This window comes from Cellulomonas algicola, from assembly GCF_019024305.1.
GTDB lineage: Bacteria > Actinomycetota > Actinomycetes > Actinomycetales > Cellulomonadaceae > Cellulomonas > Cellulomonas algicola.
This window is the reverse complement of the sequence record NZ_JAHKSJ010000011.1, coordinates 173,637-196,133: the sequence shown is the minus strand read 5'-3', so window position 1 is coordinate 196,133 and position 22,497 is coordinate 173,637. Positions and strand designations below refer to the sequence as shown.

General features: G+C 75.5%; 16 protein-coding genes. 4 read left to right on the top strand and 12 right to left on the bottom strand.

Annotated features, from left to right (window positions below; translation table 11 throughout):
• Window positions 1-250 precede the first annotated feature (250 nt).
• Window positions 251-733 carry a GNAT family N-acetyltransferase gene (locus KOV94_RS10330; RefSeq protein ID WP_235843132.1) on the top strand — a complete coding sequence of 161 codons (483 nt, stop codon included), beginning with the start codon at window positions 251-253 and terminating at the stop codon, window positions 731-733.
• A gap of 199 nt (window positions 734-932) precedes the next feature.
• Here the strand turns inward: KOV94_RS10330 and recD are convergent, their stop codons facing one another.
• The 3 genes from recD to recC are packed head-to-tail and all read right to left on the bottom strand — an operon-like array spanning window position 933 to window position 9,672.
• Window positions 933-2,795, bottom strand: a complete 1,863-nt coding sequence (gene recD / locus KOV94_RS10325) for an exodeoxyribonuclease V subunit alpha (RefSeq protein WP_124341356.1) — start codon at window positions 2,793-2,795, stop codon at window positions 933-935.
• Window positions 2,792-6,283, bottom strand: a complete 3,492-nt coding sequence (locus tag KOV94_RS10320; protein ID WP_218051969.1) for a UvrD-helicase domain-containing protein — start codon at window positions 6,281-6,283, stop codon at window positions 2,792-2,794. The genes recD and KOV94_RS10320 overlap by 4 nt, the downstream gene beginning before the upstream one ends.
• Window positions 6,280-9,672, bottom strand: a complete 3,393-nt coding sequence (recC, locus tag KOV94_RS10315; protein WP_308160480.1) for an exodeoxyribonuclease V subunit gamma — start codon at window positions 9,670-9,672, stop codon at window positions 6,280-6,282. Before recC ends, KOV94_RS10320 begins: the two co-directional genes overlap by 4 nt.
• A 159-nt stretch (window positions 9,673-9,831) precedes the next feature.
• On the opposite strand from recC, the gene KOV94_RS10310 reads away from it, so the two are divergent.
• The gene (locus KOV94_RS10310) at window positions 9,832-10,698 is read left to right on the top strand and encodes a restriction endonuclease (RefSeq protein ID WP_218051968.1); all 867 of its coding nucleotides are present in this window, start codon (window positions 9,832-9,834) and stop codon (window positions 10,696-10,698) included.
• Window positions 10,699-10,838: 140 nt separating this feature from the next.
• Here KOV94_RS10310 and KOV94_RS10305 read toward each other — a convergent pair whose 3' ends face one another.
• Genes KOV94_RS10305 through KOV94_RS10275 form a run of 7 tightly spaced genes read right to left on the bottom strand, consistent with a single transcriptional unit; the run spans window position 10,839 to window position 19,460 of the window.
• Window positions 10,839-12,179 carry a patatin-like phospholipase family protein gene (locus KOV94_RS10305; protein WP_218051967.1) on the bottom strand — a complete coding sequence of 447 codons (1,341 nt, stop codon included), beginning with the start codon at window positions 12,177-12,179 and terminating at the stop codon, window positions 10,839-10,841.
• Window positions 12,176-12,616: a hypothetical protein gene (locus KOV94_RS10300; protein WP_308160479.1), complete on the bottom strand. Its 441-nt coding sequence runs from the start codon at window positions 12,614-12,616 to the stop codon at window positions 12,176-12,178. The genes KOV94_RS10305 and KOV94_RS10300 overlap by 4 nt, the downstream gene beginning before the upstream one ends.
• The gene (locus tag KOV94_RS10295; RefSeq protein WP_124341350.1) at window positions 12,613-13,089 is read right to left on the bottom strand and encodes an anthrone oxygenase family protein; all 477 of its coding nucleotides are present in this window, start codon (window positions 13,087-13,089) and stop codon (window positions 12,613-12,615) included. Before KOV94_RS10295 ends, KOV94_RS10300 begins: the two co-directional genes overlap by 4 nt.
• Window positions 13,086-14,069, bottom strand: coding sequence for an acetoacetate decarboxylase family protein (locus tag KOV94_RS10290; protein ID WP_124341349.1), 984 nt, complete (start codon window positions 14,067-14,069; stop codon window positions 13,086-13,088). The genes KOV94_RS10295 and KOV94_RS10290 overlap by 4 nt, the downstream gene beginning before the upstream one ends.
• The gene (locus KOV94_RS10285; protein ID WP_124341348.1) at window positions 14,066-15,127 is read right to left on the bottom strand and encodes an alpha/beta fold hydrolase; all 1,062 of its coding nucleotides are present in this window, start codon (window positions 15,125-15,127) and stop codon (window positions 14,066-14,068) included. The genes KOV94_RS10290 and KOV94_RS10285 overlap by 4 nt, the downstream gene beginning before the upstream one ends.
• Window positions 15,124-17,004 (bottom strand): hypothetical protein, encoded by a 1,881-nt coding sequence (locus KOV94_RS10280; protein WP_218051966.1) that lies wholly within the window; start codon window positions 17,002-17,004, stop codon window positions 15,124-15,126. The genes KOV94_RS10285 and KOV94_RS10280 overlap by 4 nt, the downstream gene beginning before the upstream one ends.
• Window positions 17,001-19,460, bottom strand: a complete 2,460-nt coding sequence (locus KOV94_RS10275) for a GMC oxidoreductase (RefSeq protein WP_218051965.1) — start codon at window positions 19,458-19,460, stop codon at window positions 17,001-17,003. Before KOV94_RS10275 ends, KOV94_RS10280 begins: the two co-directional genes overlap by 4 nt.
• 98 nt (window positions 19,461-19,558) lie before the next feature.
• Here KOV94_RS10275 and rlmC point away from each other — a divergent pair, with 98 nt between their 5' ends.
• A complete protein-coding gene (gene rlmC, locus KOV94_RS10270; RefSeq protein ID WP_124343413.1) occupies window positions 19,559-20,698 on the top strand; it encodes a 23S rRNA (uracil(747)-C(5))-methyltransferase RlmC in 1,140 nt (379 codons plus the stop codon).
• Window positions 20,699-20,763: 65 nt separating this feature from the next.
• Here the strand turns inward: rlmC and KOV94_RS10265 are convergent, their stop codons facing one another.
• Window positions 20,764-21,516, bottom strand: a complete 753-nt coding sequence (locus KOV94_RS10265) for a DNA alkylation repair protein (RefSeq protein ID WP_160142902.1) — start codon at window positions 21,514-21,516, stop codon at window positions 20,764-20,766.
• A gap of 66 nt (window positions 21,517-21,582) precedes the next feature.
• Here KOV94_RS10265 and KOV94_RS10260 point away from each other — a divergent pair, with 66 nt between their 5' ends.
• The gene (locus KOV94_RS10260; protein WP_124343415.1) at window positions 21,583-21,906 is read left to right on the top strand and encodes a DUF1905 domain-containing protein; all 324 of its coding nucleotides are present in this window, start codon (window positions 21,583-21,585) and stop codon (window positions 21,904-21,906) included.
• A 12-nt stretch (window positions 21,907-21,918) separates the two neighbouring features.
• Here KOV94_RS10260 and KOV94_RS10255 read toward each other — a convergent pair whose 3' ends face one another.
• Window positions 21,919-22,392, bottom strand: coding sequence for an Hcp family type VI secretion system effector (locus tag KOV94_RS10255; protein ID WP_124343416.1), 474 nt, complete (start codon window positions 22,390-22,392; stop codon window positions 21,919-21,921).
• Between the last annotated feature and the right edge of the window lie 105 nt (window positions 22,393-22,497).

Here is a 22,497-nt window from a genome sequence, read left to right as displayed (position 1 = left end):
CCGGGCGTCGTCGTCGGCGCGTCGGGCCGCATCGACGGCCGGGGCGCATCACCCGGTGCCACCTCCGCGGACGCCGTCGCACCTGCGGCCGAGGACCACCGGTGGGCGGGCACGTCGGGCACGCCCACCGCGTCGCCGCCGCTCGCAACACCCGCGACACACACGCGCGCGACGATGGGGCGGCACCGACGGTCCGCGCCCCCGCGGACCCGAACGACCGTGGGCCGCCGCCCGCCGAGAGGAGCCCGATGTGCCGGCCACCGTCCTGACGATCGACGTCGACCACCCGCTGCGACCCGACGTGCTGGCGCTGCTCGAGGAGCACCTCGCGGACATGTACGCGACGTCGCCCGCCGAGTCCGTCCACGCGCTCGACCCTGCCGCACTGGCCGACCCGGCCGTCACGTTCTGGACCGCCCGCGACAGTGGCGGGGCACTGCTCGGGACCGTCGCGCTCAAGGCCCTCGACGGTGCGACGGGCGAGCTCAAGTCGATGCGCACCGCGCCTGCGGCCCGCGGGCAGGGCGTCGGCGCTGCCCTGCTGGACCACGTGCTGGCGCAGGCGACGTTCCGTGGCTACCGGAGCGTCCTGCTCGAGACCGGTACCCAGGAGTACTTCGCGGCGGCTCGTCGCCTGTACGCCCGCGCGGACTTCGTCGAGTGCCCGCCGTTCGCCGACTACGTGCCCGACCCGCACAGCGTCTTCCTGCGCCGGGACCTCGGCCTCGCGTAGCGGGACCGGCCCTGGCCAGAGCGCGTGCCGCAGGCCGCTCGCGTGCCGGACCGGGGACTGGCTGGAGCGCCTGCCGCAGTCCGCTCGCGTGCCGGACCGGGGACTGGCTGGAGCGTCTGCCGCACTCCGCTCGCGTGCCGCACCGGGGACTGGCTGGAGCGCCTGCCCGCACTCCGCTCGCGTGACCCACGGGGACCGGCTAGAGCGCGTGCCGCAGGCCGCTCGCGCGCCGGACCGGGCGCTCGACCGCGGCGCGCACCGCGGCCTCCGAGCCGATGACGTGCACGGAGTCCCGCGCGCGCGTCACCGCCGTGTACAGCAGCTCGCGCGTCAGCAGGGGTGACGTCGCAGGCGGCAGGAGCACCGTGACGCGCGTGAACTGGCTGCCCTGCCCACGATGCACGGTCATCGCGTGGACCGTCTGGACGGCAGGCAGGCGGTGCGGTCGCACCAGGTGCGGCCGCTCTGCGTCGCCGAACGCGACGACGACCGCCGCGTCGGACTCGTCGGACCCCTCACCGCCGAGGTCGCGGACGACCACGCCGGTGTCGCCGTTCGACAGGCCGCTCGTCGCGTCGTTCTCCGTCACGAGCAACGGCCGCCCCGGCGGCCACGGGCCGTCGTCGGGTCGTCCGCCGGTCACGCCCTCGACCCAGGCCTCCGCCTGCGCCGCCCAGTGCGCGACACCCGCGGGCCCTTCGCGGTGCGCGAGCAGCAGGCGGTGTCGGCCGAGCGCGCGGAGGGCCCCGGTGGCGTCCCCGTCACGTGCGGCCGCGACGAGCGCCGCACCCGCGTCCTCGAGGTCGCGCCGCAGCCCTGCGAGCTCGTGCGGCGACGCGACGTCGCCCGCCGTCTCGGTGAGGTGCACGTGCGTGCCGCCCGCGCGCAGCAGCGCGAGCGTCCGGTCGGCGTCGCCCTCCCGGATCGCGGCGGCCAGCCCGCCGAGCTCGTGCCCGAACCGGTGGGTGCGGGTGAGCCGTACGACCGCCCGGCCGTGCAGCGCCTCCACGAGGTCGCCGAGGACCGCGCCCGCCTCGACGCTCGCGAGCTGGTCGGGGTCGCCGACGAGCACCAGCCGGGCCTCGGGCCGCAGCGCCTCGACGAGCCGCGCCATGAGGGGCAGCGAGACCATCGACGACTCGTCGACCACGACGACGTCGTAGGGCAGACGTCGCGTCCGGTCGTGCCGGAACCGGGTCGAGCTGCCGGGCCGGCGCCCGAGCAGACGGTGCAGCGTCGACGCGGCGAGCGTGCCGACGCGGTCCCGGTCGGCGTCGGGAAGCCCCGCCACCTCGGCGTTCACCGACTCATGGAGACGTGACGCGGCCTTGCCCGTGGGTGCCGCGAGCGCGACCCGCAGGTCCGGACCGGCCACGACCTGGAGCGCGGCGACGAGCCGGGCGACCGTCGTCGTCTTCCCCGTCCCCGGACCTCCGGTGAGCACGGTGAGCAGCGAGCCGGACGCCACCCGGACGGCCTCGCGCTGCTGCTCGTCGGCGTCGTCGGGGAACAGTCGCCGCACGACGTCGTCGAGCGACGACAGGTCGACCGGGAGCGTCGCGCGGACGCGCGCCTCGACCTCGCGGCGCACGGCGAGCTCGTCGCGCCAGTACCGGTCGAGGTACACGCGGTCGTCGACGAGCCGCACGGGGCGGTCGTCCGGGCCGTGCGGGCCGTCCGCGACGAGCGGGCTGCGCCGGACCGCCGCACGCCACCCGTCCGCACCGTCGAGCGCGGGCCACGGCAGGTCCGCACCGACGTCCGGGTCGCGGTCGCCCAGGTCCGCCGCGACCGCTGCCGGGGCCGACGTCAGGTCGACGCACACCGAGCCCGACCGCACCGACGCGACCGCCAGCGCGACCGCGAGGTGCACGCGCTCGTCTGGCTCGCCGCCGATCGCACCGAGCCGACGGGCGACGTGCACGTCCGCCGACACCAAGGCACCTGCCGCGACGAACGGCGCGAGCAGACCGTCGACGCGCCACGGCACGCGCGGGTCCGGGTCGCCGTCCCACGCCGGGGCGCTCACGACGCCCCTCGCCTCCCCGCTGCTCGTGCTCATGACGCCCCTGCGCCCGGTCCGTGCGCGTCGGACGTGCGTGCGTACGACGCCGTGGTCTGCGACACCGTGCTCTCCGACGGCGTGCTCGGCGACGCCGTGCCGTGCGGCGTCGGGCCGTGGGCCAGCAGGTCCGAGAGAGCGACGACGAGCGCCGGCGGGGGACGCCACGACATGACGCCGGTCGGGACGCCGTCGACGACCGGGGTGCTCGCGCCGACCATGCCGCGGACGAACAGGTACAGCCCACCCCCGAGGTGCCGGTCGGGGGAGTAGCCGGGCAGCCGCCACCGCAGGTAGCGGTGCAGCGCGACCGAGTACAGGAGCAGCTGGAGCGGATAGTGCGAGTCGGTCATCGCGCGGACCAGCGCCTCCGGCCGGTAGTGCCACGTCGTCAGCGGCTCGTCGTGCGGCGCGAGGCGGTTCGTCTTGTAGTCGACGACCAGGTACCGGTGCCCGTCCCCGTCCGGCACGCGCAGGACGGCGTCGACACTGCCCGTGAGGTAGCCGCGCAGCCGCGTCGCGGCGAGGTCGCCGTCGAGCCGGTCGGCGTAGCCGGCGAACGGGTCGTCGGACGGCAGGTGCCGACGCAGGAGGTCCGCGACGTCGCGGAGCGAGCCTGCGGGACGACCCTCGGCCGCCTCACGGACGCGCCGGTCCGCGGCCTCCCCCGCGGGGTCGGTGGGCTGGTCGCCGCCGGCGAGGGGGAGCTCGAACTCGAGCTCGGCGAGCCGGTCGGCGGGAGCCACGTCGGCCAGGGTGCGACCGCCCGCGAGCGGCCCGAGCGGCGTGTGCAGCGCCGGCAGGAGCGCGTCGGCGAGCACCTCGGGCGCGACACCGAGCGGGGTGGCGAGCCCGGTCGCGCGGCAGGCCTCCACGACCTCGGCGCGCAGGTCGGCGGCGTGCGTGTCGACGTGCTCGAGGACGGCGTGCGTCAGGGTGCCGAACGCCGTCCCACCCGGCAGGTCCGCCATGGTCGACGGCACGCCGCGCAGCGCGGCGTCGAGGTCGAGCGTGCCGGCGGCGACGGCGGCGGCCGTGTCGTCGTCCGGCTCGTCCTGGATCCCCGGGTTCTCGGGCTCGTCACCGACGCCGGCGTGGTGCGCGTGGGCCGTCAGCCCCGAGTAGGACGTGCGGCGCCACCCGAGGTCGACCTCGCGGCCCAGCACGGCGACCCCGAGGTCGGCGGCGGGCGGCAGGGTGGGGCGCCATCGCACGGCGTCCGGCGCGCGGTCGACGACCTCGTGCACGAGCGTCCCGTCGGACGCGTCCGCGAGGGCGGCGAAACGCGCGCCCGCAGCCGCGTCGTTCGGCACGGTGACCCGCGCCGCGGGCGTGCCGTGCGCGTCCCGGGGTGCGAGCAGCAGGCGGCTGAGGGCGGACGTCGAGGAGTTGGCGCTCGGCGCCCACCACACGACCACCTGGGAGTGCGCGCGCGTGAGCGCGACGTACGCGAGCCTCAGGTCCTCGCCGCACTCGTCGGCCTCGTGCCGGGCGAGGGCCTCGGAGTAGCCGGGGCTGCCCGGGCCGCCGACGTGGAGCACGCCCTCGTCGTCCTGGTGGAACCGCAGGATCTCCGGCGAGCGGGGCGACCACCGGTTCCACGCGAACGGCACGAGCACGACGGGGAACTGCAGGCCCTTGCTCGCGTGCACGGTGATGACCTGCACGGCCGCCGAGTCGGTCTCGAGCCGGCGGCTGCGCTCCTCGGCGTAGTCGACGGCGGCCTCGTCGATGCGTGCCCTCAGCCACTCGGTGAGGGCCGACGCGCCGAGCCCGCCCTCGAGCGCGGCCTCGTGCAGGGCCTCGGCGACGTGCCGCAGGTCCGTGAGCCGTCGCTCGCCGTCGGGTCCGCGCAGCAGCCGTTCGCGCAGCCCGGCCGCGGCGGTGGCCTCCAGGAGCGCCGCGACACCGTGCTCGTCGAGCACGTGCGCCCACCCGCGCACGAGGTCCGCGAGCGCGTCGAGGTCGTCGTCGCTCGCGAGCGCGAGCCGCGTGGCCTCCCAGCCGACGAACGGCGTGAGCGCCGCGGCGGCGACCGTGCGGCTGTCCGCCAGGCGGGTCAGCGCGGTGAGGAGGGTGAGCCAGTCGGTCGCCGACGCGCTGCCGAACACGCTGGCCAGCCCGGAGATGACCGCGGGGACGCCCGCACCGACGACCGCGCCGTGCACCGCGAGCGCCTCGGCGTTGGTGCGCACGAGGACCGCGACGTCGGCCGGCCGGACGGGGCGCGCCGGGAGGTCCGGGCCGTCGGTGAGCCGCGTGCGCTCGAGCGTCCGCACGACCTGCGCGGCGACGTCCCGGTAGACGAGCTCGCGCACCTTGCCGACCGCCGGCTGCTTGCCGGGCGTCGCGCCCACCGCGTCGCGCGTGACCTGCCGCAGCACGACGGGCGGTCCGCCCTCGAGCCGTCGTCCGGTGCGGGCCGCCGTCACCGGGTGCACGACGATGCGCGGGTCGCCCAGCGCCGCACCGCGCAGGATCGGCGCGAGACCGTCGATCACCGGTCCGTCGGTCCGCCAGTTGCGCCCCAGCGTCTGGGCGTCGCCGGTCTGCGCCGCGCGCAGGTAGGTCGCGACGTCGGCGCCGCGGAACGCGTAGATCGCCTGCTTCGGGTCGCCGATGAGGACGAGCGTGCGGCTGCCGTGGAAGGCGAGCCGCAGGATGTCCCACTGCACCGGGTCGGTGTCCTGGAACTCGTCGACCATCACCACGCGGTAGCGCCCCCGCACCCGCTCGACGGCGGCCGGGCCGGTCACGGGGTGCGCGAGCGCGTCGCGCAGGAGCACGAGCAGGTCGTCGTAGTCGACGACACGTCGCGCGCGCTTGCGGCGGCCGAGCTCGTCGCGGACGGCGCGCGCGAGGCCGTACCGGTGCTGGGCGGCGGAGCCGGGGGAGGCGTCGTCGGGCTGGAGCGTCGCCGCGTGGTCGCTGACCGCGGCCCGGGCCACGGTCCGCGCCGTGGCGACGTCGAGCACCGCGCTCTCGGCGCCCGCGTACTTGCGCAGGTAGAGGTCGTGGACGACCTCTGCCTCGAGGTCGGCGACGTCGGGCAGCAGCGTCGCGTCGTGGTCGACGTCGCCCACCGTGCCGAGCACCGCGAGCATCTGCTGGCAGAAGCCGTGCGTGGTCGTGATGGTCGCGGCGTCGACCTCCGACAGGGCGCGGGTAAGCCGGGACCGCCGCAGCGCGAGCTCGGCGGTGTCGGTCGTCGCGAGGTGCCGCACGACCTCGTCGCCCGACGCGGCCGCCGCGGGGTCGCGCAGCGCGCGCTCGACCTCCACGAGCCGCCCACGCACCCGGTCGCGGAGCTCGGCCGTCGCGGCCCGGCCGAACGTCACGAGCATGAGCTCGGGGAGCCGGGCGACGCCCTCGGCGACGTACCGCGCGGCGAGCGACGCGATCGTCGTCGTCTTGCCGGTCCCCGCGCTCGCCTCGAGCACGACGGTCCCGGTCGGCAGCGGGCCGCAGACGTCGAACAGGCGGCTCATGCGACCACCATCGTGATGTTCTCCTGCGTGAGCATCGCGTCCCACAGCGTCCGTGACAGCGCGCCGAACCGCGTCGTGTCGTCGGGCCATCGTGCGACCTCGGCCGCCGACGGCACCCCCGCGATGGTGTCGAGCGTGAAGCCCTCGCCCCAGACGAGCGCGTGCGACGTCTCGGCGACCTCGAAGCCGCCACGCCCGTTGCGGCTGTCGTCGAGCGTGCCGAGCTCCTTGCGTGCAGCGGCGAGCGCGTCGTCGGCGGACTGGTCGGACCAGCGGGCGTGCCCGTACGCGGCGCTCGTCGCGACGGGGAGCGGCAGGGGTTCGCGCAGCGCGGCGTCGGCCAGGTCGGCGAGGTCGGCGAGGATCGACGCGGCCTCCGCGCGACCGGGTGCCCGGAGCTCCGAGACGCGCGCGCCGCCCCCGGGCCCGCGCCCGACGGTCACCGCCGTCAGCCCGGCCGACCCGGACGCGTCGTCCGCTGCCGCCGCGAGCAGCAGCACCCACGCACGCAGCCGGTGCTTCGGTGCGAGCCGCGAGTAGACGGCAGTCAGCAGCACGTCGTCGTGGAACGGGCCGACGGTCCCCGCGAGCGACCGTCCGTCGGGCAGGACGAGGCGCACGTCGCGCGTGCGGGCCTCGCCGACGCGCCACGTGTCGACCGCGTCGAGCAGCGGCCGCACGGAGTCCGCGACGCCCGCGAGCGTCGTCCCGCCGAGCCTCCCGGGCGGCACGTGCCCGCGACGTCGTTCGGCCGCGACCGCGTCGTCGAGCGTGGCCCCGTCCAGGGTGGCCTCGAGCAGCCGACGCCCGACGTCCCAGCGCTCGAGCGGGTCGAGCTCGAGCGGAAGCCGGTCGTCGAGCTGCTCCGTCTCGCGCGGGGGCACGGCGCGCAACCGGCGCCGGACGAACGCGCGGACGGGGTGGGTGAGGATCTCGGCCAGGTCGCCGAGGTCGTCGACGGGCTCGGCGGGTGGCAGCGGCTCCGGCACGAACGGGCCGCGACCGACGCGCTCGCCACGGCCGGCACGTGCCGCGGCGAGGTCGAGGGCGTCGAAGCTGAACGGCGCCGGACGACCGAGCGCGCCCGCGACGAAGTTGCGCTCGTCCACCGTCTGCAGCGGGTGGTGCACGACCAGGTGCGCGCGCGCGTCGCGGCCGTCGCCGAAGTCGACGGCCGCGTCGAGGGCGTCGAGCAGCTCGCCGACCGGCACGGCGGGTGGCCGTGGTGCGCCCGTCCGCTCGTCGGCCCCCGAGTGCAGCACCACCAGGTGCTCGGTCGCGCTCGTCACCGCGTCGAGGAACAGGCGACGGTCCTCGGTGCGCCGGTCGCGCTCGCCGACGAGCGGGTCGCGCGCCAGCAGGTCGTCGCCGTCGCGACCGCTGCCGCGCGGGAACACGCCGTCGTCGATGCCGAGCAGCACGACGACCCGGTGGGGGACCGCGCGCATGGGCTCGAGCGAGCACACGGTCAGCGCACCGGTGCGGAACCCCGCACGGGTGGGTCGGCCGCGCAGGTGCGGCTCGAGCAGCGCGACCAGGTCCGGCAGCCGCAGGTCGCGTGCGTCGCGGTCGGCCGTGAGCCGGACCTCGCCGAGGACGCGCGCGGCCTCCACCTGCTGCCAGCGGTCCTGCGGCGCGACGTCGGTGAGCAGCCGCACCGCGCGCTCGACGGTGTCGAGCCAGGCACCCGCGGGCCGCGTGCCGTCCAGCTCGTGCAGCACGCCGGTGAGCCGGTCGAGCAGCTCGGCGACGCGTCCCACCAGGTCGACGTCGGTGCTGTCGACGTCGTCGACGGGCAGCACCGCGCCGACGTAGCGCTGGTCCTCCTCGGCCATCGTGACGCCGAGCAGCAGCCGGTCGAGTGCGCCCGCCCAGGTGCCCTGCGCCACCGTGCCCAACCGGTAGCGCTCGCGACGCGTCACGTCCTCGCCCCAGCGCACGCCGGCCTGCAGCGCCCACGACCGCAGCCGGTCGAGCGCGACGTCGTCGAGCGTGAACCTGCGTCGCACGGGTTCGAGGCCCGCGAGGTCCACGACGGCGGACGCCGTCACGCGCGATCCGGCGAGCTCCAGCAGCGTCGCGACGAACGTGAGCAGCGGGTTGGCGCGCGCGGGGGCGCGGTCGGCGACGCGGACGCGCAGACCGCGGCCCGGGTGCTCGCCGCCCGGCACCGCCGGGCCGGTGTCGCCGAACGTCGCCGACACGAGCGGGGCGAACGCCTCGACGTCCGGGCACATCACGACGACGTCCCGCGGCTCGAGCGTCGGGTCGTCGGCGAGCAGCCCGAGCACCGCCTCGCGGAGCACCTCGACCTGCCGGTGGCGGCCGTGGCACGCGTGCACCTGCACGGTCCGGTCGTCGGGGTCGACCTGCGCGCGCGGTCCCTCGGCCGCGTCGGCACGGATCCGGGCCTGGAGCGCACCCAGCACGGTCGCGGGCGGTGGGAGCGTGCCATGCAGCGTGACGTCGGGTGCGAGCGGCGCCAGCCGGACCTGGAGCTCGACCGCGTCGCCCGCCATCGACGCGAGCAGCGGGTGCGACGCGACGACGGGCAGCGCGCGCCGGTGCGGGTCGGTCGGCGCGACCTCCGCGACCTCGCGCCACAGCGTGAGCGACGGGTGCGGCAGCCACAGGTGCACGTCACGGTGCCGGGCCAGTGCCGACAGCACCCGCACGTGGGCGTCCGGCAGACGCGTCGCCCCGAGCACCGAGAGCCGTTCCGGCAGGTCGACGAGCGCCGGGTCGGCCGTGAGGGCCGCGAGCGCGTCGTCGAGGCGCTGCGCGGGCGACGGCGCTCCGACGCGCTCGCGCACGAGCCGCCACAGGTGCGCCTGCCACGCCAGGTCGGCCGGCAGCGGCGCACCGGCGCCGTCCTCGTCCCGGCCCTGCGCCCAGGCGCGCACGACGTCGGGCCGCTGCGCGTCGTACGAGGCGAGAAGCCCGGCGAGCCGCTGCGCGAGCCGCAGCCGTCGGCCTTGCCGGACGTCGTCGTGCGGGTCCCCGAGGTGCCCGACGGGTGTCGCGAGCCGGGGGTCGCCGCCCCCGTCGTCGAGGACGCCGAGCACGTGCCACGCGACGCGCTCGGGTGCCCACGGGTCGTCGTCGGGTGACACCCCGAGCACGCGCGCGAGCACGTCGGAGACCGCGCGGGCGGGGGAGGAGAAGCGGACGTTCGCGCAGATGCCGTCCCCCGTCGGTCCCGCGCCGAGCCGGTGCGACAGGCGCTGCGCGACCCACCGCTCCACGCCGCGCGTGGGGACCAGGACGACGTCGGGCGCGAACGGGTCGGGGGGAGCCTGCGCGAGCACCGACGCGAGCGCGTCGACGAGCACGTCGCTGCGCTCGGCGACGTGCACGCGCAGTGCGCCGGCCGTCCAGGTCCCGTCCACGGCCGTCACGCTAGCGTCCGCGCCCGACACCCGCCGATGGTCGACCTGACCTGGGGAGACGACCTCGTGTCGCCGTGCTGTGGACGGCTCAGCCACGGCGGTCTGCCGTCGGGCCGGGGATGCCGGACTTGTCGGGACCGTTCGCTAGCCTCCTGCCTCGTGAGCGAGTGGGTGCCCGGCCAGCACGTCCTGACCCCGCGCGAGGCGGAGGAGATGGCCGCGCACCACATGCGCCAGCTCGGCCACCCCGACGCGAGCGCCAACCCCGGACGCGGCGCCGACGGAGGCCTCGACGTCACCGCCCGTCACGCGCTCGCCCAGGTGAAGTTCCGCGGCGGCCGCGCGGGGCGCCCCGACCTCCAGCGCCTCTACGGCGCCCGCGCCGACCGCACCGACCTCGAGCTGTGGTTCTTCACGGGTCCCGGCTACTCGGACGAGGCGGTCGAGTACGCCGACCGGCACGCCATGGTGCTGTTCACGTTCGACCTGGCCGGCGCGCTCACGCCCGCGAACCACGCGGCCGCGGAGGTCCTCGACCGCGCGACCGCGCTGCTCGCGTCCGGCGGGTCGCCCGACCGCCCACGACCGGCACCCCGCCCCCATGGGCCGGTCGACGACCTGGATTCGCGCCGCGAGCCCGACGACCGGAGCGACCGGTGGTGGGACGGCCCGCAGCATGCGGCGCCCGAGCCCGAGTACGCGGGGTGGCACTGGGTCTCGCCGGGTCGCGCGGTCCGCCGCAACGCCCTGCTCGTCGTCGGGCTGCTCGCGGGGGCGGCGGCCTGGCTGGTCGGGTCGTACCGCGACCGGCTGCACGCGCTCGCGGCCGCCGTCGCGGACCTCACGGGCCGCACGGTCGACGTGGGCGAGCTCTTCGTCTGGTGCAGCGGCGTGGCCCTCGGCGCGGTCGTCCTCTACGTCGTGCAGGTCGCCGTGATGTTCCGGCTGGGCAAGCACCCGCTCAAGGTCCCCGTGCGCGCCCGCCGTCGCGGCCGCACCCGACGCCGTCAGGCCGCCCTCCGCTGACCCGCGTGCCGTCGCGGGCCCGCGACGACGCGTCCCGGTTTCGCCGAACGCACCATCAGACCCGCCTGACCACCTCCGGACGCCCGTGAGGGCGCGTTCGGCGAGGACGTCGGTCGGCGGACGACCGGCCGGCGCCGCGGTCAGCGGCGCAGGGCGCCCGCGCCGCGTGCCAGGAGCCGGCGGACCGCGTCGGCGCGATGGAAGACCCCCGTCACGCCGACGGGTTCGACGGACGTGACCAGCCGCCGCACGCCGCCGGAGCCGAGCTCGAGCGGCGCCGACAGCACGACGGAGCCGGACGCCGAGCGCACGGTGAGAGCGACCCGCGACAGGTCGGACCACGCGTCGAACCCGGGGTCGTCGACCAGCCACCGCACGGCCTCGACCTCGAGAACCTCCCCGTCGACCCGCACGGCACCTCGGTAGACGAACGCGTCCGCGGTCTCCTCGACGCGCCCGTCGGCGAGGAAGGCGCGCTCGCCCCATGGCCCGTACGTGAGCGCCCCGGCGACCGAGGCCCCGCTGACGGGTCCGTCGAGCGGCATGACGACGGTCAGGTCCAGCGCCACCTCGACACCGTCGAGAGTCCCGCGCAGGTGCTCGACGTACCGCGCCGACGGCGGCGGCTCGGTCATGCGCGTGCACGACGCGTCTCGCGGCACCCCGCCCGCCGACCGCCCGGCGAGGTACCGCCGCGCGTCGCGGTAGCCCATCTGCACGAGCGAGTCGGACGAGATGCGGCCCAGGTAGAACTCCGGGTCGAGCGGCAGCGGGTGCTCGGGCTTGACGACGTGCAGGACGAACGACCGCCCGGTCGCGTCGGCGAGCGCGAGGTCGGCGGCCAGCGCCCCGGCGGCGCTCATCTCGATCATGTGGACGTACTGCTCGAGCGGCCCGTCGCCCCACCGGTCGGTGTCGCCGATGCACCAGACCAGCCACACCTCGTCGGCGCCGCGGCGCAGCGCCTCGGTGACGTTGGCGTCGCGGACCCAGACGGCGTCGGTCCAGACGTGCCCGTCGCGCTTCAGCGGCGTGAGGAACAGCGGCAGGGACATGCCGGCGGCGAGGAGCTCGGCGTCGACGTCGGCGGCGTCGACGGCGACGTTCTGCTTGGTGACGAAGTCGACGACGTTGAACGAGCCCTGGAGCGTCGAGGCGCGCACCGCCGCCTCCGAGATGCCCAGTGCCGGGAAGACGCGACGGACGAGCCCGTCGGCGTCCCCGACCGCGGGCAGGTTCCACGGGCCGGTGAGGTACTCGTGCAGCGGGAGCGCGGAGCCGAAGTCGCGCACGTCGACGTCGCGCCAGCGCCGGCACATCTCGACGCCGTCGACGCCCGAGCACAGCATCGCGGCGGTGAGGATGCCGCCGGACGTGCCGTCGACGTGGTCGAAGGTGATGCCGTCCTCCTGGAGCGCGCGGACGACGCCGGCCTGCCACGCGACGCGCATGCCGCCCCCGGCGGCGACGAGCGACCTCATCGCGCACTCCGCAGCGTGCGCAGGTGGACGGCGAGCAGCACGGCCGTGAGCAGGTCGAACGCGGCGACGCCGAGCGCGAGCGGGTCGAACACGCCGCGCACCACGCCGATCGCCACGGCGGCCGACGCCGCGGCCTTCTGGACGGCGGCCCACAGCACGACGTCGGGGTCGTGCCGCGGCCGTGACAAGGTCGTGAGCAGCAGCCCGCCGACGACGACCATGAACATCCCGACGGTCGCGAAGAGCTGTTCCGCGGTCGCGTCCTCGGCCGCGCCGAGCAGGGACAGCACGAACGACGGGACGAGCACCTGCGCGGCGCCGCTCGCGACGGTGACCCAGCCGATCACCACGAGCAGCAGCACGAGCGGGGTCCGCGCCGCGCCCACCGCGGCGCCTCGCGAGGTGCCGGGCGGGCGCGGGCCGGCGTCGGCGGTCACGTCAGCGCCCCGAGCAGGTCGCCGCGCGCGACGACGTACCAGGTGATCGCGACCCAGGTGACCGTCGAGCCGTAGAACCGGATGTCGTTGAGCGTCATCCAGCGGTGCAGCAGGTGCCGCAGCTCGGCGTCGTCGGCGAAGTCACCGCCGCGGATCCGCTTGTTGATCGGGATGATGATGCCCTGCCCGACGAACGTGAGGACGAAGATCCCGACGAGGCAGGCGACGCCGAACCACACCCAGCGGGTGCCCCACTCGGTGACGACCAGGATGATCGCGGCGACGAACATGAGCGGCACGACGCCCGTGAAGAAGGCGGTCGCACGCTTGGTCGGGATGCCGAAGTGCGTGCCCACGTTGTCCCGCGACAGACCCCGCCAGGTCGGGAACAGGAACCACTTGAGCACCCACATCGTCCCGACGTACATCGTCGCGCCGAACAGGAACCACAGCGCCGAGACGAACGTGATCACGTCGCCACCCCCGCGGCGACGCGGCCCTGCACCTCGGGACGCGACCGGTCGGGAGCGGGCGGCCACGTCTCGCCGCGACCGAGCCCGACCACGGACTCGAGCGGCTCGCCGAACCGTCCGGACGCCACGGACGCGTCGACCGAGCCCAGGGTGTCGGACGTGAGGAACCACGCCTCGTAGTGGTCGTCCAGCACGCCGTGCGCGGTCGGCAGCCACGCGGTGAACAGCGGATTCGACCCGATCTGGAGCGCGCGCAGGGGCTGCACGCCCGGTGCGTCGCCGAGCACGATGCGCGCCCGCGCCCCGGGACCGACCGCGACGTCGCCCGTCGCCTCGAAGTAGATCGTCGACCTCATGAGCTGCCCGCGGAACGCGCAGTAGTTCGCGGCGGCGAGCTTGAGCGGCAGCCCCACGGGGGCGGGTCGCTCGATCTCGACGAGCGCGCCGAACTGCCCGTCGAGGGTGTCGTACTGCGCGGAGACCGTGGTGTCGGTGACGACGAAGTCGAGCGACGCCTGGTGCTTGGGCATGCCCCAGATGCCCTTGCCGCCCTTGACGGACACCTCGGTGGAGACGGGCAGGTCGACGACGTACTGGCCGAGCTGCAGCGTCCGCATGAGCGCGAGCGGCAGGAGCGGCGGCGCGGGCCGGGGGCCGTGCGTGACGGCGATCGCGAGCGAGTACTCGATGTACTGCCCGATGTCGGTCGACCGGTAGTTGACGACGGTCGCGACGAGCACGCCGCGGCCGAACCCGAGCGACACGGGGTGCAGCTCGGTCCCGGGCAGGACCGCGCGCGCGGCGGACAGCGAGATCGGGAAGGCGGCCATGAGGACGGGCGAGTCCTCGGACGACACCGGCATCGCGTACGGGATGGTGTCGACGCGCGCGGCCTGACCGGTGAGGCGGCGCTGGCGGCGCGGGACGGGGGACGGGACGCGGGACAGCACCGTCCGCGCGGCCGAGGTCAGCAGGCTCATCGGTGCAGCTCCTCCAGGATGATCGGGTAGGTGTCCCGCCACGCGCGCCGGCCGAAGAACACGTCGAGGTGCCCGTAGCCCGGCAGGACGTGCAGCGTGTCGCCCTTGTCCGGCCGGTGCCGCGCGAAGAACGCGTGGGTCCGGACCTGCGACTCGGGCAGGTAGCACCGGTTGTCGGCGCCTGCGAGGAACGCGAAGCGCGCGTCGGTGCGCGGTGGCCCGGCGACCAGGTCGTCGGGCAGCTCGGGGTGGTCGTGCGCGGGGACGAGGTGCCCGGCGGCGACGGACCGGCCCATCTGCCGGAAGAACGACATGGGCACGTCGGCGAACTCGCCGCTGATCCAGTCGTGCGTCGCGCGGTCGAGGTTCTCGTGCGACCACAGCGCGGGGAAGCCGGAGCCGTAGGTGAACGACACCATCCGGCAGACGATGTTGTCGCACTCGGGGTGCGTGACGCGCACGACGCCGCGCAGCACCTTCGAGAAGTTCCCGTCGGAGCGGTAGCCCCAGGCCGGGTTGAGGTGCGGGGTGAACCGCTCGATCGGGTCGACGAGGTAGCGGATCTTCTGCCGCGACCAGAACGGCAGCACGGGGTGCAGGGACACGGCGTTCGAGACGACGGTGTCGACCGCGGGGACCAGCCCGGCGACCGCCGCCATGGTGAACGACGTCGAGCCCTGGCAGTGCACGATCGCCTTCATCGTCGTCGTGCCGGTCGCGGCGAGGACGTGGTCGACCGCGGCCGGGTGGTCGAAGACCGCGGCGTCGTCGAGCGTCCACGGCATCGGGTCGAGGTCGATCGACCCCCGCCAGTTGAGCATCCACACGTCCCAGCCGTCCTCGAGGAGGACGTCGACGAGGGTGCGCGGAAGCGGCGGCCGGAACAGCTCGGCGCGGACGCCGGAGCCGTGCGCGAGCATGACGGGCCCGCGCCACGGCTCGCGGGGCCCGCGCACGTGGACGAACGTCAGCCGGGTGCCGTCGCGGGCGGTGAACGGCACGAGCTCGGTGCGGTGGTCGGCTCGCGTGACGGTGACGGGTGCTTCCTCGACGCTCATGACATGAACCCCTCCTGCGCGACGACGATCGGGTCCTCCAGCAGCCGGACGGCGGGCGGGCCGTCGGCGGGGACGGGGCGTGATGCGCCGTCCCGGGTGTCGACGTCCCAGCGGCGGCACACCGTGTCGACCACGAGCGGGTAGATCTCGAGCCGCCCGTCGGTGCGCAGGCACAGCCGCAGGAAGCCCTTGTGGTCGGTGACGGCCTGGCCGGACATCTGCCAGCCGGCGACGACGCCCGTGCGGCGCGACAGCAGCAGCAGCGCGAACGCCTGCGTGCCGAGCAGCGCGCCGAGCACGACGACGAACGGGACGACGAGCGTCGCGGTGAGCGCGGGCGACCACGCGGGCCACGGGACGGCGACGGCGGCGACGAGGACGACGAGGGCGGCGACGAGCTGGAGGCCGACACCCGTCGTCGCGGGGACGAGCCGCGCGAGCCGCCCACCCGGCAGGACGGTCGCGAGGACCAGGTGCAGGAGCAGCAGGCCCAGCACCCACGCGGCGGCGGCCAGGGCCGCCTCGGCGACGTCCGCGAACGGTCCGCGCAGCAGCGTCGGCGACCCGCCGCGCAGCACCCCGAGAAGCCCGGCGAGGCAGCCCACGACCAGCAGCTGCACGACCCCCGCGGTCGCGAGCAGCCCCACGTTCCGGCGGCCGGCCCAGTAGGGGCTCAGGGGGTTGGCGATGCGGCGGCGCCACCGACGCGACCGGGCCTGGTCCGGATACGTCGGGCCGACGCGGTCGAACGGCGTGCCGGGGGAGTCCTTGGTCCGCATGCGCGACCCCGGCGGCGGCAGGACGAGGTGGTCGACGAGCTGGTCGGTGTCGCCGAGGTACGCACCCCCGAGGCCGCACGTCACGGCCTGGACGGCACGCGGGTCGACCGCACCGACCCCGCCGGCCCCACCGCTCGCGCCGCCCGGGCCGCCCGGGCCGCCCGGCGCAGCAGCCCCCGGCGCCCGCGACGCGTACCGCGAGTAGAGGTGCTGGTCGCCGCTCAGCCACAGCCGCACGTGTGCGCCCGTGTCCTCGCGCTCGCGCCGCCCGGGCACCTGCCGGTACCGCACCACCTCGCGCTCGAAGAAGTGCAGCTGGTTGAACGCGTCGGGGTCGTGCCCGGCCTTCGCCCACGCGGGTTCGGCCGCGCAGACGACGACCGCGTCACCGGGCCGCAGGTGCGCGGTGACGTGCGTGCGGAAGTAGTCGAGCTGCGGCTCGTCGATGTACTCGTCGAGCTGCGAGTCGAGGCCGAGCAGCCACCAGCCGGGGGCGAGGCGCACCGCGAAGTACGACCGCCGCTGCACGGTCCGCCACGCCCCGACGCTCGCGCCGCACGTGAACACGCGCAGCCAGGCGGTGAGTCCGTCGTACCAGTCGTGGTTGCCGGGGATGGCGAGCAGCGTCGGCTCGGTCGTCGCGTCGAGCGCCGCGCCCGGGCCGGGTGCCGGGAGCGCGGCGCCGTACGGGCCCGTCGTGCGGTGCTCGTACCCGCGCGCGGACGCCGCCGGGTAGACCTCGTCGCCGCCCATGACGAGCACGTGCCCGCGCGGCAGCGCGAGCGGCCCGCCGGGTCCCGCGACCTTCAGCTCGGGCTGCGCGAGCAGCGTCGCGACGGTGTACGTCGCGTCGAACCCGTCGCCCAGGTCGGCGACGAAGTCGAGCCACAGGTCGCCCTCGGGCCGGTGCGCGGGCTCGACGAGCCCGCCGGGCAGCGCGGCCTGCACCTCGCGGCGGTCTCCGTACGCGGTGAACACGGACGCGAGCACGACCTTGAGCGCCGTCCGCGCGAGCTCCGGCGGGTCGAGCCAGCGCACCTGCGGCGACGGGACGAACCCGAGGTCGCTGCTGCGCGGGACGAGGTCGCGACGCCTCATCGGCCGGCCCTCGCGGTGGCGGCCCGCGCCGGGGTGGCGCGACGCCCGGCGAGCCTGTCCGCGACGTACACGTCCCACAGCTCGCCGAGGAACAGCCGGCCGAACTGCGCGAGCGCGGCCGCACCGGCGTCGCCGTCGGTGCGGAACGTCGTGAGCTGCTTGGCCAGGTCGAACGGCTTGATGACGAGCACGCCCGCGCCGATCGTCCCGTCGGGCACCTCGTCGTCGCGCATCCGGTCGAGCACCGCGAGCGCCTGCGCGTGCGTCGTGGCCTCGGGCGGCGCGACGTGGCCGGAGAGGACGCGCACGAACAGGGTCGTGGTGTCGGCCCACACGTCGAGCCCGCGGTCGTCCTCGACCTCCTTCGCCCCGACGAGCGTGAGCGGCGAGCCGGCGGCGTCGCGCAGCCACAGGCGGTAGAGCATGCGGCGTCCGGGCGTGCCGCCGGGGTGGACGAACAGGTTGAACCAGCCGCGCTCGACGTCGAGCCGCCCGCCCAGGACGTTGGACTCGACGAACCCCGTGGCGTCGGCGCGGTGCAGCGGGTCGGCGACGAACGCCTCGATGTCGGGCGCCGTGATCGTGAGGACGAACTGGAGGCGGTCGCCCAGGCTGCGGGCGAGCTCGGCGCCGTGGCGCGGGTCGGTCTGGTCGAGCGTGAACGGCCCGACCATCCGCTCGGTGAAGGCGACCGACGTGGCGCCGGGGGCGCGGGTCGCGAGCGCGCGGGCCGGTGCGGCGATGTGGGTGCGGCGGGGTCGCGACCAGTCCTGCTCGAGCATCCGCGTCGCCGCACGGTCCGCCATCGCCGCGATGGTGAGCGACGGGTTGGCGCCGACCGGCCCGGGCATCGCGGCGCCGTCGACGACGTGCAGCCCCGCGTGCCCGCGGACCTCGCCGTACTCGTCGCACACGCCCTCGCCCACGTGCCGCCCGATGGGGACGCCGCCGAGCGGGTGCACGGTGATGACGCGCTTGGCCCACCACAGCGGGTTGTCCTGGAACCGTGCGCCGAGCTGCTCGCCGACGCGCTCCATCGTCGAGCGGACGTCGTCGAAGTAGGCGCGCGACGTCGACGTCGTCCAGCTCACCGCGAGCCGCCCGTCGTGCAGCGACATCCGTCCGTCGGGCACGTCGCGGCCCATGCCGAGCAGGGGGAGCGACCCCGCGGACAGCCGCCCGTCGCCCAGCAGCGCGGACAGGTCGGCCGACACGTTGGACCGGCCCTGCGCGAGCACGCGGTTGCGCACGACCTGCCACGCGAACGCGGCGGCGCGACGGGCGGTCGAGCGCAGCTGCGCGGTCTCGACGAGCCAGCCGAGGAACCCGGGGAAGCCCGCGTCCTCGACGTAGTAGCCGCGCCCGGTCCAGCCGTCGCCGTCGAGCGCGTCGGGCCGGCGGATCGCGGTCGTGATGACGGGTCCGTTGCCGCCGTCGACCGGCAGCGCCTCGCCGTCGCGCGTGCAGTCGAGCAGCAGCGTCAGCAGGTCGCCGTTGCCGGAGAACCGCGTGCCGAGCGCCGGGCCGAGGCCGGGCAGCGACGCGCGGCTGCGCAGCAGCAGGAACGTCGTGCCGAACGTGCCGGCGCCCAGGATCACGCGACGGGCGACGATCGAGCGTTCCGGCAGCGCGCGGGTGCGGGTGTCCATGTCACCGCGCGCGCCCTCCGGGTGCACGACGTACCGGACGAGGTAGCCGCCGCCGTCGAGCGGCCGCACCGCGCGCACCTCGTGCAGCGTCCGGACGTCGGCGCCGTGGTGCGCCGCGGACGACAGGTACGTGTGGTCGAGCGTGTTCTTCGCGCCGACGTTGCAGCCGATGTCGCACTCGCCGCACAGCGTGCAGGTCCGCCGGAGCGACCCGGCGTGGACCGTGCCGTACTCCGCGGCCGGGAGGTCCAGGCCGGGCGCGGGCGCCTCGTCGGGCCGGGCGAACGTCACCGCGAGCGGCGGCCGGATCGTCGGCATCCCCAGCGCGACCGCTGCCTGCTCGACGGCCCGCGTCTTCGGGGTGTCGTCGTACGGGTAGGGCGTCGCGCCGAGCATCTTCTCGACGACGTCGTAGTGCGGGTCGAGGTCCGCGCGCCTGATCGGCCAGTGCTCGTATCCGCCGCCCGGAAGCGGGGAGTCGTGCACGAACCAGTGCTCGTCCTTGCGCAGCAGCACGTTCGCGTAGATGAGCGAGCCACCGCCGAGCCCGCTCGACACGAGCCCCTCCAGCCCGCGGAACGACCACGCGTCGAACAGCCCGTAGAGCTTCTCGCTGGGGTCCCAGAACGCCCGGCCCATCTGCGCGGGCGTCCGGGCGAAGTCCCCGGGCCCGTAGCGCCGGCCGCGCTCCATGACGACGACCTGCTTGCCCGCCTCCGCGAGCCGCTGCGCCGCGACCGCGGCGCCGAAGCCCGAGCCGACGACCACTGCGTCGACGACCTCGAGGCCGCCGTTCCGGCTGTCCATGACGTCTCCCCGCCCGCGCGCGAACACCGACTGCGCCCCCTGCACGGACAAGAGGTGTGACGTAGGCCACAGATACACGGCACGTAGGCTGGTGGACCGTGCAGTGCCCCTACTACGACGCCGAGCGGTGCACCTCCTGCACGTGGATGGGCCGGCCCTACGGCGACCAGCTCGCCGCCAAGCAGGACCTGTGCGTCGACCTGCTCGCCGCGCACCGCGACCTCGTCTGGCTCGACCCCGTGGCCAGCCCCGAGGAGGGGTTCCGCAACAAGGCCAAGATGGTCGTCGGCGGGACCGTCGACGCCCCGACGCTCGGCATCCTCGACGCGGCCGGCGTCGGCGTGGACCTCCAGGGCTGCGGCCTCTACCCGGCCTCCCTGTCGGTGACCTTCCCGGTGCTGACGGCGTTCGTCACCCTGGCCCGGCTCGAGCCCTACGACGTCCCCGCGCGTCGCGGCGAGCTCAAGCACCTGCTGCTCACCGAGTCGCCCGACGGCGACCTCATGCTGCGGTTCGTGCTGCGCTCGCAGGAGGCGGTGGCCCGCATCCGCAAGCACCTGCCGTGGCTGCGCGCGCAGCTCCCGCGCCTCGTCGTCGCGTCCGTCAACCTGCTGCCCGAGCACAAGGCCGTGCTCGAAGGGGAGCGGGAGATCCTGCTGACGCCGGAGGAGACCCTCCGTATGCGCGTCAACGGCCTCGACCTGCACCTGCGCCCGCAGAGCTTCTTCCAGACGAACACCGACGTCGCCGCCGCGCTCTACCGGCAGGCCGCCGCGTGGGTCGACGACGCCGCGCCGGCGTCCGTGTGGGATCTCTACTGCGGCGTCGGCGGGTTCGCCCTGCACGTCGCCGACGGCGCGCGCGACGTCGTCGGCGTCGAGACGTCCGCCGAGGCCGTCGCGAGCGCGACCCTCACCGCGCGCGACGCGGGCCTGACCCGCACCACGTTCCGCGCCGACGACGCGACCGCCTTCGCGCTCGGCGCGTCACCCGCCGACGTGCCCGACCTCGTCGTCGTCAACCCGCCGCGACGCGGCATCGGCCCCGACCTGGCCGGCTGGCTCGAACGGTCGGGCGTCGGGACGGTCGTCTACTCGTCGTGCAACGCCCGCTCGCTGGCCCGCGACCTCGCCGCCATGCCGTCCCTGCGTCCCGTCCGTGGCCGGGTCCTCGACATGTTCCCCCAGACGACCCACTACGAGGTCGTGACGCTCCTGACCCGCGACGAGCACGCGTAGACCGGCCAGCGCCGGACCGCGACGCGCATCGCGGCGTGCACGTGAGGTCGAGGTGCGAGCCGGGCTCAGTCGTCACGCCGCGCCATGACGTCGTCGAAGGTGATCGTGTGCCGCGTGACCGGCGGGAACGTCGGGAACGCGTCGACGCCGGCGACTGATGCCTCACCAGAGCCCCGTGCGACTCGGCGAGCCGCTGCGCTGATCACCGCGGCATGGGTCGCGAGGAAGGCGTCACGGCGAGCGGCATCGACGCGGCCGACCTCGCGCAGCGCGGTGCCGATCGGGCTCTGCACGAGCGGGTCACGGTCGCCGGCGAGAAGTCCGCAGATCGCGAGGGGGTCGTCGAGGTCCCGCTCACGGATGAGGGCGAAGGACGCGACGACGGCGGCACGGCGGTGCATGACGTCGGGCGACGCGGCGAGCGTGAACAGCGGGTCGCGCGAGCGGCTGCGCAGGTGCAGGCCGACGACTCGTGGCGCCGACCGGTCGACCAGGTCCCACGCGACCATCCGGTCGAGGTGGTCCATCCACACGTCGTAGAGCGCCTGCCGCCCGTCGTCGTCGAGCCGCGGCGCGCGAGCGCGGAAGTCGAGCACCGACACCCCGACCATCCGCGACTCGTACTCGTCGCGCTCCAGCAGCGCGGCGACCTCCGGGAGCGGCAGCGCCCGGTGCTCCTTCGCGACCGCGAACACGGTGCCCATCCGAACCCCGACCACGCTCAGCGGGACGCCGACCATGCGACGGGTCGTCTTCGCGTGCTCCCGCTGGTCCGCGTGGCGGCGCAGCTCGTCGACGACGTCCGTGGCGGTGCGCACCCGCCCACCCTCCCGGCGGCGAGCGCACGGCGTCAACGTGTCGGTGCGGCCTGCGACGATGCCGTCATGACCGACCGGCCGACGTACGAGTTCGACGCGCCGCTGTGGCGGTGGGACGCCCGCAAGACGGACTCGTGGGTCTTCGTCAGCCTGCCGACGGACATCGCCGACGACGTGCTCGAGGTGTCGTCCGGGGTCACGCGCGGGTTCGGGTCGGTGCGGGTCGAGGTGACGCTCGGCGGGTCCGTCTGGCGCACGTCGGTGTTCCCCGACGACAAGGCCAAGACGTACGTGCTGCCGCTCAAGAAGGCGGTCCGTCGGGCGGAGTCGTGCGACGTCGGCGACACCGTGCGGCTGCGGGTCGCGCTGGTGGACGTCGGGAGCGACTGAGCGCCCGCGGCGTCAGCGGGACGGTCGTGTGAAGTCGACCTCGCCGGTGACGGGGGAGCCGGGGGTGCCGTCGGGCTGCTGCGGCACGACGTCGAACCGCAGGGACTCGAACCGCAGGGTGATCGTGTCGACCGGCAGGAAGTCCTCCGCCGTGACCGCGTAGCCCGACACGACGACGTCCTGCAGCCGCCACCGCAGGAACGGGCGTCCGCCGTTCTCCCCGGCCTGCACGACCTCGAGCTCCGCGACGTCGAACCGCTCGTTGCGCGCGCACGCGACCATGAGGCGCGGCGAGGCGACGCTGACGTCGGCGGTCACGACGAGGGGGCTCGCGGTGACACGACCGGAGACCGCGGCGTGCCCACCGGCACCCGCGCCCGAGGTCTCGGACCACGTGAACGACCGCACCTCGATCCACCCCTCGTGGTGGCGGTCGGTGGACCCACCCTCGACCGACTCGATCCGCAGGTACGCGTGCGTGCTCATGGCACCCCTCCCGACGACGCCGTCACCGCCGAGTCTGCACCCGCAGGCCGGGACGCGACGAGGCCCCGGGGCGTGCCACCCCGGGGCCTCGCGCGTGGTCGCGGT

Excerpts from the sequence above, each read along its gene's own strand:
- recD (WP_124341356.1), bottom strand. The coding sequence starts at position 2,795 with ATGAGCACGAGCAGCGGGGAGGCGAGGGGCGTCGTGAGCGCCCCGGCG.
- KOV94_RS10320 (WP_218051969.1), bottom strand. The coding sequence starts at position 6,283 with ATGAGCCGCCTGTTCGACGTCTGCGGCCCGCTGCCGACCGGGACCGTC.
- KOV94_RS10305 (WP_218051967.1), bottom strand. The coding sequence starts at position 12,179 with ATGAGGTCGCTCGTCGCCGCCGGGGGCGGCATGCGCGTCGCGTGGCAG.
- KOV94_RS10290 (WP_124341349.1), bottom strand. The coding sequence starts at position 14,069 with ATGAGCCTGCTGACCTCGGCCGCGCGGACGGTGCTGTCCCGCGTCCCG.
- KOV94_RS10285 (WP_124341348.1), bottom strand. The coding sequence starts at position 15,127 with ATGAGCGTCGAGGAAGCACCCGTCACCGTCACGCGAGCCGACCACCGC.
- KOV94_RS10280 (WP_218051966.1), bottom strand. The coding sequence starts at position 17,004 with ATGAGGCGTCGCGACCTCGTCCCGCGCAGCAGCGACCTCGGGTTCGTC.
- KOV94_RS10275 (WP_218051965.1), bottom strand. The coding sequence starts at position 19,460 with ATGGACAGCCGGAACGGCGGCCTCGAGGTCGTCGACGCAGTGGTCGTC.
- KOV94_RS10260 (WP_124343415.1), top strand. The coding sequence starts at position 21,583 with ATGACCGACCGGCCGACGTACGAGTTCGACGCGCCGCTGTGGCGGTGG.
- KOV94_RS10255 (WP_124343416.1), bottom strand. The coding sequence starts at position 22,392 with ATGAGCACGCACGCGTACCTGCGGATCGAGTCGGTCGAGGGTGGGTCC.